13 protein-coding genes are annotated in these 11,321 nt (G+C 61.8%); 8 read left to right on the top strand and 5 right to left on the bottom strand.

The genetic code is table 11. The annotated features are described in order from the left end of the window. Positions 1-86: 86 nt before the first annotated feature. The 4 genes from LDL37_RS16085 to LDL37_RS16070 form a co-directional block, all read right to left on the bottom strand. Positions 87-1,217: an ABC transporter permease gene (locus LDL37_RS16085; protein WP_290799877.1), complete on the bottom strand. Its 1,131-nt coding sequence runs from the start codon at positions 1,215-1,217 to the stop codon at positions 87-89. A 91-nt stretch (positions 1,218-1,308) separates the two neighbouring features. Beyond that, positions 1,309-2,226 (bottom strand): ABC transporter ATP-binding protein, encoded by a 918-nt coding sequence (locus LDL37_RS16080; RefSeq protein ID WP_290799876.1) that lies wholly within the window; start codon positions 2,224-2,226, stop codon positions 1,309-1,311. Between the two features lie 134 nt (positions 2,227-2,360). Continuing rightward, positions 2,361-3,296: an HlyD family efflux transporter periplasmic adaptor subunit gene (locus LDL37_RS16075; RefSeq protein WP_290799874.1), complete on the bottom strand. Its 936-nt coding sequence runs from the start codon at positions 3,294-3,296 to the stop codon at positions 2,361-2,363. Next, a complete protein-coding gene (locus LDL37_RS16070) occupies positions 3,293-3,922 on the bottom strand; it encodes a TetR/AcrR family transcriptional regulator (protein ID WP_290799873.1) in 630 nt (209 codons plus the stop codon). The genes LDL37_RS16075 and LDL37_RS16070 overlap by 4 nt, the downstream gene beginning before the upstream one ends. A gap of 186 nt (positions 3,923-4,108) precedes the next feature. Between LDL37_RS16070 and LDL37_RS16065 the strand changes: the two genes are divergently transcribed. The 7 genes from LDL37_RS16065 to hemN all read left to right on the top strand — a co-directional run bounded on the left by LDL37_RS16065 (position 4,109) and on the right by hemN (position 9,995). Then, the gene (locus tag LDL37_RS16065; RefSeq protein ID WP_290799872.1) at positions 4,109-4,498 is read left to right on the top strand and encodes a hypothetical protein; all 390 of its coding nucleotides are present in this window, start codon (positions 4,109-4,111) and stop codon (positions 4,496-4,498) included. Next, positions 4,495-4,707: a helix-turn-helix transcriptional regulator gene (locus tag LDL37_RS16060; RefSeq protein ID WP_013478946.1), complete on the top strand. Its 213-nt coding sequence runs from the start codon at positions 4,495-4,497 to the stop codon at positions 4,705-4,707. The genes LDL37_RS16065 and LDL37_RS16060 overlap by 4 nt, the downstream gene beginning before the upstream one ends. 25 nt (positions 4,708-4,732) lie before the next feature. Then, a complete protein-coding gene (locus tag LDL37_RS16055) occupies positions 4,733-5,671 on the top strand; it encodes an alpha/beta hydrolase (protein ID WP_290799869.1) in 939 nt (312 codons plus the stop codon). Positions 5,672-5,826: 155 nt separating this feature from the next. Next, positions 5,827-6,555: a hypothetical protein gene (locus LDL37_RS16050; RefSeq protein ID WP_290799867.1), complete on the top strand. Its 729-nt coding sequence runs from the start codon at positions 5,827-5,829 to the stop codon at positions 6,553-6,555. Next, complete coding sequence (locus LDL37_RS16045; protein ID WP_290799865.1) at positions 6,555-7,862, top strand: M48 family metallopeptidase; 1,308 nt, start codon at positions 6,555-6,557, stop codon at positions 7,860-7,862. The genes LDL37_RS16050 and LDL37_RS16045 overlap by 1 nt, the downstream gene beginning before the upstream one ends. 17 nt (positions 7,863-7,879) lie before the next feature. After that, positions 7,880-8,488: a hypothetical protein gene (locus LDL37_RS16040; protein ID WP_290799863.1), complete on the top strand. Its 609-nt coding sequence runs from the start codon at positions 7,880-7,882 to the stop codon at positions 8,486-8,488. 169 nt (positions 8,489-8,657) lie between these two features. Continuing rightward, positions 8,658-9,995, top strand: coding sequence for an oxygen-independent coproporphyrinogen III oxidase (gene hemN / locus LDL37_RS16035; RefSeq protein ID WP_290799881.1), 1,338 nt, complete (start codon positions 8,658-8,660; stop codon positions 9,993-9,995). Here hemN and LDL37_RS16030 read toward each other — a convergent pair. Continuing rightward, positions 9,977-10,885: a DMT family transporter gene (locus LDL37_RS16030; RefSeq protein WP_290799861.1), complete on the bottom strand. Its 909-nt coding sequence runs from the start codon at positions 10,883-10,885 to the stop codon at positions 9,977-9,979. The two genes, hemN and LDL37_RS16030, sit on opposite strands and share 19 nt — an antisense overlap. A 269-nt stretch (positions 10,886-11,154) precedes the next feature. On the opposite strand from LDL37_RS16030, the gene LDL37_RS16025 reads away from it, so the two are divergent. Further along, the coding region (locus tag LDL37_RS16025; RefSeq protein WP_366509249.1) for a catalase at positions 11,155-11,321 on the top strand (167 nt) is incomplete at its 3' end.

The raw sequence follows: 11,321 nt of genomic DNA, 5'->3' as shown, positions 1-11,321 counted from the left end.
ACGGGTCATGAAAAAGGCCTCCAAATCAGTGGAAGCCTTGAATCACGCATAAGCCAGCTTGAAAACCCAATTTATGAGTTTACGGCCTAGTCCAGCGTCACCCGATAACGCTTCAGCGCGATAAAGCTGGCGACCGTGATGAAAACCAACAGCGGCCAGATATTGTGCCACACGGCGGCGACATCGGCGCCTTTGAGCATAATGCCCCGCACGGCACGCAGGAAATGCGTCAACGGGAAGACCGAGCCGATCCACTGCGCCCAGTCGGGCATACCGCGAAAGGGGAACATAAAGCCCGACAACAGGATCGACGGCAGGAAGAAGAAGAAGGTCATCTGCATGGCTTGCATCTGGGTGCGGGCAATGGTTGAGAAGGTGAAACCGACGGCCAGATTGGCGATGATAAACAGGCCGACACAGGCCAGAAGCAGCCACGGCGAGCCCAAAAACGGCACGCCAAATACGAAGGTCGAAGCCAGCAAGACTATACCGGTCTGGATCAGCCCCACCCCGACATAGGGGGTGATCTTGCCCACCATCACCTCCCACGGACGCGCCGGCATGGCCAGCAGGTTTTCCAACGTGCCGCGTTCGCGCTCGCGCGTCATGGCCATGGAGGTGATCATGATCATGGTCATGGTCAGGATGACCCCCAGAAGCCCCGGCACGATATTGTACTGGGTGATGCCTTCGGGGTTGTAGCGGCGATGGACCACCACATCAACAAAGGGTTGCTGCCCTTGCAGACTGGACCAACCGCGCCCCAAACCCTCATTGATGGCCCTTCGCACAATCTCGTTCATCTGCCCCACCGCCCCGGAAGCCGCCGAGGGGTCAGAGGCGTCCGCCGACAGCAGCAGTTGCGGCCGGTCACCACGCAGCAGGCTGCGCGTAAAGCCCGATGGCACCTCGACAACAAAGGCCACTTCGCCGTTTTGCAGCAAACGATCGGCTTCCGCCGGGTCGAACACCTGCTTTTTGATGTCGAAATAGGTCGATTGCTGCATGGCGGCGACGATGGACCGCACGGCAGGGCTAGTTTCCTCCAGATAGACGGCGGTCGGTAGGTGGCGCGGGTCGGAATTGATGGCAAAACCGAACAGGGTCAGTTGGATAATCGGCACCATGATCATCATGCCGAAGGTCATGCGGTCGCGCCGCATCTGGATAAATTCCTTGGCCAGTATGGCGAGGATGCGTTTCAGCGGGGCGATCATGATTTATCCTCCGCCCCGTCCGCTTTTTCCGTGAGGAAAAACGGACAAAACCTGGAATGGGAAGGCGGAGCGGCAAACACAGAGTCTTTTTTCATGACCTGTCCTCCGCCTGACTCATTAAATGAATGAAGACATCCTCAAGGCTGGGGCGTTCGCGTCGCCACTGCGTGCCTGCCCCGCCTTCGCTGGCGATCAGGGCGTCGAGTTTGGCGGCATCGCTGTCGGACACGTGCAGGGCCGAGCCGAAATAGGCCACGTGTTCGGCCCCGTCGCGGCCGCGCAGACGGTCGGCCAGCGCCCGCACACCGGGCCCTTCGGCCACCCAGGTGTGCAGACCGCTCTCGTCGATGATACGGCTCACCGGCCCCTGCGTCATCAACTGGCCATAGGCGATATAGACGATTTCGTCGCAGCGCTCGGCCTCGTCCATATAGTGGGTCGAAACCAGCACGGTCAGGCCTTCGGCTGCCAGCCGGTGAATCTGGTCCCAGAAGTCACGGCGCGCCTGTGGATCAACGCCGGCTGTCGGCTCATCCAGCAGCAGCATGGCGGGGTTGTGCAGGGTACAGGCGGCCAGCGCCAGCCTCTGCTTCCAGCCGCCCGAAAGCGTCCCGGCCAGTTGTTTCTGACGACTGCTCAGGCCCAAGGTTTCCAGCGTCTGATCAACGACTTGTTTTATATTCCTAAGCTCATAAAGCCGCGCCACGAACTCCAGATTTTCGCGGATCGACAGGTCTTCCCAGAAGGAGAATTTCTGCGTCATGTAACCGACCTGCCGCTTGATCTGACGGCTGTCGGCGATGAGGTCGTAGCCGAGGCAGGTGCCCTGCCCCGCATCTGGTTTAAGAAGTCCGCATAACATACGGATAGTTGTCGTTTTTCCGGAACCATTCGGCCCCAGAAAACCCCAGACGTGCCCTTTCGGCATACGGATGGCGACATTATCGACTGCCACGCGATCACCAAAGCGCTTGGTCAGGCCGTGCACGTCAATGGCAAGGTCGGTCATCCTTTATCCTCCCCGGCTTACGGAGGAACCCGTTCGATAGACCGGAGGGTGGGCCGCCCCCCACCGTCTTTGCCGCCCTTCGGGCGTCAAATCCACCTCCCCCAGCACGCTGGGGGCGTATGAAATTACTCCCCTCATAACGCCACATCCACCGGCTGACCGGCCTTGAGCGCGTCGGGCTTTTGCGGCGTCGCCTCGATCAGAAAGACCAGCTTCTTGCGCTCGCGCACCGAATAGATGACCGGCGGTGTGAACTCGGCCTCTGGCGACACGTAGCGCACCTTCGCCGTCTGCGCCTGACAACCGTCGCAGGACACCCGAACCGTCTGCCCGACCTTGACTTTGGGCAAATCGCCCTGCGGCACGTAAAAGCGCACAAATTCTCGCCCTTTGGGATAGACGCTCAGCACCGGCGTCCCGGCCGCGACAAATTCCCCGGCCTCGTGCAGACGCCGCTCGACCTGCCCACTGAGGCGCGCCTTCACCGCCCGTTCGTCCAGCACCCATTGCGCCTGAGCCGCCTCAGCCCCGGCGGCCTGCGCCTGAGCCTGCGCGGCGGCCAGTTGATCCGTGCGCGCTGCCTGCCGCCGCGCCTCGATAGTGCGCTCAATGGCGGCGACATTGGCCTCGGCCGCCTGCCGCGTCGCCCGAAGCTGATCGAGTTTGGCCTGAGAGACATAGCCCTGCGGCGCCAGCCTGGCGTAGCGCGCCTCTTCGGAACGGGCGAGATCGAGCGAAGCGCGCGCCTGATCGCGCTCTTTCAGCAGGGGCGCGATATCCACCTCGCGCGCCCCCTTGCTGAGATCGTTCGCCGTCGCTTCCGCGGCCCGTTTCTGGCTCTCGGCGCCGGTTAAAGCCTGCTGCTGCTGCGTCGCATCGAGCGTAAACAGGGGCTGGCCTGCACTGACCGCCGCCCCGTCATCGACATAGACCTGCGTCAGCCAACCGGACTGCGGCGCGGCCACCGCCACCGACTGCGCCTCGACATAGCCCGTATAGTGCCCGGCCTCTTCGCGCGTGCAGGCGTTTAGCACTAGCGGCAGACACAAAAGCGCGTAGCGACGGCTCATGGCCTCACTCCTCTCAGAAACGTCTCGACATGGGCCTTCAGATAGGGGCGCGCCCTGACCGCCGGGGCGCTGATCTCACCGAAGGTAAAGTACCACAGGGCCGCCTTGACCATCGGAGCGATAAACAGGTGGGCGTAGAATTTCGCGTCCCCGCCCCCCAGTTCGCCGCGGCTTATGGCGCGTCGGAACAGGTCTTCGAGCGCCCCCAGAACCGGCGTGATCACCTCTTCATGATAAAAGCGCGCCAGTTCGGGAAAGCGCGAGGCTTCGCGCACCAGCAGCTTGGGATAGAGGGGCACAGTCCCCGCGTCGATCTTGCCACCGATAAAGTGCGCCACCCGCTTCAATAGCCAGCCCACCGGGCCGTTATAATGGTTGAGCACAAACAGGATGCGTCCGACGCGCGGCAGGACGTCCCGGCGCAACAGGGCTTCGAACAGCGCTTCCTTGGTCGGGAAATAGAGATAGACCGTGCCCTTGGACACGCCCGCCGCCGCCGCCACATCGTCCATGCGGGTATCGGCAAAGCCGTGGCGGCTGAACAGGTCGTGCGCCGCCTGCAACAGGGCGTCGCGGCGCACATCGGGCGACAGACGCACTCTTTTCTTGGGCAAAAGGTCGGACATGGGCCCTACTGACTGACTGGTCAGTACCCAATATCACAACGTTCGCAAATCAACAAGCGCGACAGATTGGCATGTAATGCAAACCTGACATTTTTTCTCATGTCAGGTTGACATTACATTTTTGCGATGTAAGCTTAACCTTACATCCGGCCCGATGTCCTTTCCCTTTCGCCAAGGACGACACCCATGAACCTGAAAACACCCGCCGCCGAATACACGATCCAGATGCTGATCTGGATGGCGCTCTATGCCGGCCTGCTCATCGGCGCGATCCTGTATATCAAGGCCAATCACCCGACCGGTCCGCTGCTGTACGCACTGGCCGTCCTGCCCGCCCTGCCCATCGGCGGGACCATCGTTACCTTCCTGCGCTTTATCGAACGTTCGGATGAGTTTATCCGCGCCATGATGGTCCGCCGCGTCCTGATCGCCATGGGCCTGACCCTGTTCCTCAGCACCGTTATCGGCTTTATCGAGAACTTCACCGAAACCCAGTTGATCGAGCGCTATCTGGTCTATCCGATGTTCTGGGCCTGCTTCGGGCTGGCGTCGCCCTTCATCCGGGGCAGCAAATGAAGAACCGCCTGAAAGACCTGCGCACCGAGGCCGGTCTGACCCAGGCCGATCTGGCCGCCCGCCTCAATGTCTCGCGGCAGGCCGTTATCGCCATCGAGTCCGACAAACACGATCCGTCGCTCGATCTGGCCTATCGCATCGCCGCCATTTTCGACCTTGCCGTCGAAGCGATTTTTGAAAATCCGCATCGCCTGAACTCAGGCGAATAAGAAACTGATCTGAAAAGGAAATCCTATGTTCAAGCGCTTTATTGCAAAGCCTTCGCGCTACCACCTTGCCATTTGGGTCGTGGTCGCCCTGGGCATCCTCGCCGCCAACCTGTCGGCCGCCAAATCCGCCACCCTTTACCCCGATGCCCCCACGGCGCGTTTTTCGGTTGAGGTGGTGGGCACAGGTCCCGACCTGATCCTCATCCCCGGCCTCAACTGCTCCCGCGAGGTGTGGGAAGCCACGGCCGAACGCCTCAAAGGTCGCTATCGCCTGCACCTGCTGCACATTGCGGGCTTTGCCGGTGAGCCCGCCGGCGGCAATGCCCAGGGCCCGGTCATCACCCCGTCCGTTGAGGCGCTGAACGCCTATATCGTGCAAAACAAGCTGAAAGACCCCATTGTGGTGGGTCATTCGCTGGGCGGGCTGATGGGGCTCAAGCTGGCCACCCGGCACCCGCAGGCCCTGTCGAAGCTGGTCGTCGTCGATGCCCTGCCCTTTATCGGCGTGCTGTTCAACCCGGTCGCCACGGTCGATACGATCGCCCCGCAGGCCGCTCAGTTGCGCGACGCCCAGCTTAAGGTCGATGACGCCACCTATAAGGCGCAGCAGGACGCTGCCCGTGCCGCTCTGGCGGCGGCCACCACGGATGCCGAACGTCACCAGCGCCGCATCGCCCTGTGGACGGCGCTGAGCGACCGCCGCGTCTCGGCTCAGGCCTTCTATGACGACATGACCATGGACCTGCGCCCTGAGCTTTCAAAGATCACCGCCGAGGTGACGGTCCTTGTGCCGCACCACGCCTCCCTGCCCTACACGGCGGAACAAACGTCCGGTTTCTATACCCTGCAATATAACGGTACGGCGAACCTCACTATTGTCGGCATCAAGGACAGCCGTCACTTCATCATGTACGATCAGCCGCAGGCCTTTGCCGAAGCACTGGATGCCGCATTGCAAAAATAACGCCTTGTAGTTGAAAGTTTTTATCGTAACGGATGACCTCTTGCGAGGGCATCCGTTTTCGATTAGCTTCCCTCTCTGCAATCCTGAAGTTCAGGTTTGTTTCGCCACGGAAACCTGTCCGGGCGGGCTTTATTTGCCTTCGGGGGAGGGATTCGATGAAAAAAGTACTTTTCGCAGCGGCGGTGTCCGCCGTTATGGCCACCTGCGCGTTCTCATGCGTTGTCGCCCCCGTCGCGGCGCAGGCCCAGACGATCAAGTCCTTCGTCAAGATCGACAAACCGGCCGAAGGCGCGCCGCTTCTGATCGTCACCCCCGAAGTCAGCCTGTCCCTGCTGACCGCCGGCGGCGTGCAGGAGCCGCGTTCGGACTGGTCAAAGGCCGCGCAGGGGCACCTGTCGGCGGCCCTGACCACCGCCCTCAAGACCAGGAAATACGCCGTCAGCGAAGTGGCGCTCGACACCTACGAAGACCCGCGCGCCCTTCAGATACTGAAACTGAACGATGAGGTGGTCTCGGCCATCGCCTGGCAGCAGGTGCCTATGCTGCGTCTGCCGACCAAGACCACCTTCGACTGGACGCTGGGCAGTGGCGCACGCACGCTGGTCCCCGCCACAATGGCGGACAAGGCGCCGCGCTATGCTCTGTTCCTCACCTGTAAGGGCAGCTATCAAAGCTCGGCCAAGGCGGCGCTGAACGTCGGCATGGCGCTGCTGGGCGGACCGATGCAGTTCGGGGGTCAGGGCCTGCAATCCACACTGGTCGATCTCGATACGGGGCAGATCGTGTGGTATCAGTTTAACATGGTGGCGTCGGGCACCGACATCCGCGAAGCCGAAGGGGCGACGGCGGCGGTCGAAAAGCTGTTCAAGGACCTGCCGCTCTGATGCGCCGCGCGCTTACCGCTCTCACCGGCGCGCTGCTGATGACGGCGACGCAACCGGCGGTGGCTGCCGACACATATCCGGAGCGCCAGCCGGGCCAGATTCCGGCCGCCGGAACGCTGGAATTCTCCATCTGGGAAGAGACGAAAAAGGCCGAACGCGACGCCCGCACATCGGGGGAGCGCAACCACGATGAAGCGCTCAATGCTTATGTCCGCAGCGTGCTGGACCGGGTGGCCGGAGACTACCAAGGCGATCTGCGCCTCTATGTGATGGACCGTCCCTTCTTCAACGCCTCGATGGCCCCCAACGGCTATACCGAGGTGTGGACCGGCCTTCTGCTGCGGGCCCAGACCGAGGACGAGGTGGCGTTTGTTCTGGGGCACGAATTTGCCCACTATCGCCACAACCACTCGACCGAAGCGTTTGAGACGGTCAAGTCGAACCAGAACGCCGCCGCTGCTGCGGGCATGGTCATTGCCATCATCGGCGCGGGGGCGGCCGCTAATGCGGGCAGCTATTCGGCGGCGCGCGACATATCGAACCTGACGGGTGGGCTGATCGACGCGGTCTATCTGGGGGCCATCGCCTCCTACTTCGCCTATTCGCGCGACAATGAGAGCGAGGCCGACCGCTTTGGCAACACCTATGCGCTGAAGGCCGGTTACGATCCCTATGCCGCGGTGCGCATCTGGTCTTATCTGATCGACGAGACCAAGGCGTCGGACTATGAACGCACGCGCAAACGCGGCGGACGCATCAATGTCTTCGGTTCACACCCGCTGGAAAGCGAGCGCGTCGATGCGCTCAGCCGGCAGGCCGAAGGGTTTAAGGTCAAAAGCGATTCCGACGCGGTGCAAAAAGAGAAGCGCGCCGCCTATCGCACCCATATCCGCCCCTATCTTGGGCGCTGGCTGAGGGATGATCTGCGGCGTCAGGACTATGGCCAGACCCTGTTCCTGATCGGCGAACTCCAGCAGGACGGCCTTGATCGGGGCCTGCTCAGCTTCTATGCTGGTGAGGCCTATCGCCTGAGGGCCAAGGACAATCTGGGGTCTCAGGACCTGCTGGCCGCCGCCAATGCCTATAGCGAAGCCGCCGCCCTGCCCGATGCACCGCCGGAAACCCGTCGGCAACTGGGTGAGGTCTATCGCCGCATGGGCCGCACGCAGGACGCCATCGCGGCTTACGAATCCTATCTCAGGACCTATCCTCAGGCGCAAGACGCCTGGATGGTCGAAGACCTGCTCACCGGCCTGAAGACGGCGCCTGCACCCGCAGCGCCGCCGCCCGCGCCGGCCAAGAACTGAATGATCGGGGGACACTCATGCGTAAATTCACCGCTCTGAAAACCATCGCTGCCGCCACACTGGCCGCCGCGCTTCTGGCCGGTTGTGGCGGCGCGACGCTGGCACCCAAGGGGGCGCTGGCCGTCGGCACAGGATACAGCGTCAGCCTTAGCCGCGACTGGTCCGACATCTCGCCGCTCTATTACAGCCGCGCCAAGAAGGTCAAAATCCTGTCGATCGACGGGCCCGGCCTCAACCGCCTGTTTGTTTCCGAAGGGCTGAGCGCCGCCGACCCGCTGATGGTCCACCCGGTCAAGGGCGATAACAAAAACGCCCCTGCCCCGCGTGGTAAGGCCAACATGTCCTATCCGGAACAGATCGAGTTTGTCACCAACGCGCTGGCGGCCCTCGACTATCAGAAGGTCGAGGCTTCGGCCCCCAAGCCTGTCGATCTGAACGGTCAGCGCGCCGTGCGTTTCGACATTACGGCTAAGACGGCCGAAGGGCTGAACGTGCGGGGTGTAGCGCAGGCCGCTTCCAAGGGCGGGCTGGGCTATTACATCGTCTATATCGCCCCGGCCGAACACTATTACGACGCCAGCCTGAAAGACGTGCTGGCGACGATGGACAGCGCCAAACTGCCGTAAATCTGCCCTTTGGGGTGCGGTAATGGCGGATGTGCGACGAAAGACCACATAAAGCCTAAGGGCAAACGGGCGTAAGAGCAGAGCGTACCGCTTCAGGACGCTGCTCATGCCCGACACCTCATTTCCCACTCAGTCGTTCGCTCATAAGTCATGGCAAGAGCATGATGTGATGCGCTTTATGGGGCGTGAGGCCCCGCGCTACACCTCTTATCCATCGGCGCATCATTTCGGGGCCCTGACGCCGGAGACCTACAAGGGCTGGCTGTCGTCCCTGCGTCCGGATCAGCCCATTGCCCTCTATCTGCACATCCCCTTCTGCGAGCAGATGTGCCATTTCTGCGGCTGTAATACGCGCGCGACGCTGAAATACGCGCCGGTCGAGGCCTATGTCGGGGCGCTGGTCGCCGAAATTCAGATGGTCGGCGCGCATCTGGGCTTCCGTCCGGCGGTGCATAGCGTGCACTTCGGCGGGGGCTCGCCCTCCATGCTCAAACCCGCCGATATGGGACGCCTTTTTGAGGCCCTGCATGAGGCCTTCGACCTGCGGCCCGACGCCGAAATCGCCATCGAACTGGACCCGCGCCGCGTTACGCTCAGCAAGATCAAGGCCTATGCGGCCTTCGGCTTCAACCGCGTGTCTCTCGGCATTCAGGACACCGATCCCGTTGTGCAGGCCGCCATCAACCGCATCCAGCCGCTGGAGCAGGTCAAGACGGTGATGGGCCACCTGCGCGACAATGGCCTCAATCGCATCGGCATTGATCTGGTCTATGGCCTGCCGGGGCAGACTTTGAACAGCCTCGATACCACCCTCGCCCACGTGTCCGAACTGGACCCCGACCGCATCTCGGCCTTTTCCTACGCCCATGTGCCGTGGGTGAAGAAGCACCAGACCCTGATCGACGAAGCCCGCCTGCCCGGCACCGAAGAGAAGGTGGCCATGTTCCTGCGCCTGTCGGATTATCTGACGTCGCACGGCTACCGCGCCATCGGCATCGACCACTTCGCCAAGCCAGACGATGAGATGTCGCACGCGTTTGAGGCGCGGACGCTCCGCCGCAACTTTATGGGCTATTCGACCTTGCCCAATGACTACCTGCTGGGGCTGGGGGCCTCGTCCATCGGGGAACTGGACGGCGGTATCATGCAGAATATCCCGCAATCGACCACCTATCAGAACCGGCTCATGGCTGGTGACTGGGCGACGGTGCGCGGCTGGGCCTATCAGGGCGATGACACGCTGCGCAAGGCGGTGATCAGCGACCTGATGTGCTATTTCGAAGCCGATATCCCGGCCATACTGGAACGCTACGGTTATGCGGCGGATTATCTCGATGCTGACATAGCCGGCCTGTCCGACTTTGTGGCGGCGGGTCTGGTGAGCGTCGAAGACCGCCGTGTGCGCTTCCATTCGCCGCTGAAGATGCTGGCGCGCAATGTCGCCTGCGCCTTCGATACCTATGCGCGGCAATCCGAAGCGCCGAACCGTTACTCCAAGGTCGCCTGAGATTTCCTGAAAAGAGCGCGCGGGTCGAACCCGACCACCAGCGCCGTACCCCACAGGACAAGCGCCCCGCCGATCAGCGTGCTCAGGCCCACAGCCTCGTGCAGGAACAGCCAGCCCCACAGCGTGCCAAAGACCGGAATCAGGAAGGTGACGGTCAGGGCGGGGGCCGCGCCTATGTCATTGATCAGGCGGAAATAGATCATGTAGGCGATGCCGCTGCACACGACGCCCAGCGCCACAACACCGGCGGCGACCACAGGCGTCAGCGTCACCAGTTGCGCTGTTGAGGGGGCAAAGACCGGTACGAAGGGCGCAATCAGCACGACCGAAGCCCACATGCCGCCGTGGGCATTGGACAACGGATCGGGTGTGCGCGGCGCGTGACGCGCATAGACCGAGGCAATGGCGTAGCACAGCGCGGCCAGCATCCCTGCGCCAATGGCCAGCAGGCTTTGCGCGTTAAGATGCGCGGCATCAAGCCCGACAAGTACGCTCACCCCGGCAACGCCGAGCGCCAGACCGACCATCACCTTCACAGGCGGCCATGCGCGTGACATCACGGCCGACAGGATCACGCCGAACAGGGGCGCCTGCGCATTGAGAATGGACAGCATCGACGCCGGCAGGGTTTTGGCGGCAAAGGCGAACAATAAAAAGGGCACGGCCGAATTGAACAGGCCAAGGATCAGGAAATACTTATAAAAGCCTTTGATCTGCAACGCTTTGCGTGTCGCTACGCCCACACCGGTCAGAAACACCGCCGCCAGCAGGACGCGGATCGCGATCAGCCATACCGGCCCCAGCGCCCCGACGCTCAGGCGCATGAACAGGAACGACCCGCCCCAGATGGCGGCCAGAGACAACAGACGGATCAGGCTGGCAACAGACATAAATACCTCAAATTCACCCACTTCGCAGGGGAGGATGTATGCAACGCATCGAACAAGCGTCCTGTCTCTTGCGGCGAAAACGATTCCACGTCCAGTGGCGAGGTTGCCATTCACCGCATCTATCCTGCCAGTTCCCGTCAGCAGGACGACACGCTTACAAAGTTTTTCTTATTCAAAATTCAAAGACTATCTATTTCATTTATTCCCGTAGCTTCGCCATAGTCGCCCTACGTCCCAAAGAGGGCAAAAGGCTTAGGAAAGACAAGACGATGAGCGAGAGCAAGTGCCCCGTTATGCACGGTAAAATCATGACCACCAGCGCGGGCGCGCCGGTGGCGGACAACCAGAACAGCCTGAGCGCCGGGCCGCGCGGGCCGCTGCTGATGCAGGACTATCAGCTCATCGAAAAGCTGGCGCATCAGAACCGTGAGCGCAT

The sequence above is a fragment of the Asticcacaulis sp. genome, from assembly GCF_020217185.1.
Taxonomy (GTDB): Bacteria; Pseudomonadota; Alphaproteobacteria; order Caulobacterales; family Caulobacteraceae; genus Asticcacaulis.
This window is presented reverse-complemented; position numbering and strand designations above follow the sequence as displayed.

Coding starts and splice junctions, on each gene's coding strand:
- LDL37_RS16050 (WP_290799867.1), top strand. CDS start 5,827: ATGAAAAAAGTACTTTTCGCAGCGGCGGTGTCCGCCGTTATGGCCACC.
- LDL37_RS16045 (WP_290799865.1), top strand. CDS start 6,555: ATGCGCCGCGCGCTTACCGCTCTCACCGGCGCGCTGCTGATGACGGCG.
- LDL37_RS16055 (WP_290799869.1), top strand. CDS start 4,733: ATGTTCAAGCGCTTTATTGCAAAGCCTTCGCGCTACCACCTTGCCATT.
- LDL37_RS16085 (WP_290799877.1), bottom strand. CDS start 1,217: ATGATCGCCCCGCTGAAACGCATCCTCGCCATACTGGCCAAGGAATTT.
- LDL37_RS16065 (WP_290799872.1), top strand. CDS start 4,109: ATGAACCTGAAAACACCCGCCGCCGAATACACGATCCAGATGCTGATC.
- LDL37_RS16070 (WP_290799873.1), bottom strand. CDS start 3,922: ATGTCCGACCTTTTGCCCAAGAAAAGAGTGCGTCTGTCGCCCGATGTG.
- LDL37_RS16060 (WP_013478946.1), top strand. CDS start 4,495: ATGAAGAACCGCCTGAAAGACCTGCGCACCGAGGCCGGTCTGACCCAG.
- LDL37_RS16040 (WP_290799863.1), top strand. CDS start 7,880: ATGCGTAAATTCACCGCTCTGAAAACCATCGCTGCCGCCACACTGGCC.
- LDL37_RS16075 (WP_290799874.1), bottom strand. CDS start 3,296: ATGAGCCGTCGCTACGCGCTTTTGTGTCTGCCGCTAGTGCTAAACGCC.
- LDL37_RS16080 (WP_290799876.1), bottom strand. CDS start 2,226: ATGACCGACCTTGCCATTGACGTGCACGGCCTGACCAAGCGCTTTGGT.
- hemN (WP_290799881.1), top strand. CDS start 8,658: ATGCGCTTTATGGGGCGTGAGGCCCCGCGCTACACCTCTTATCCATCG.
- LDL37_RS16030 (WP_290799861.1), bottom strand. CDS start 10,885: ATGTCTGTTGCCAGCCTGATCCGTCTGTTGTCTCTGGCCGCCATCTGG.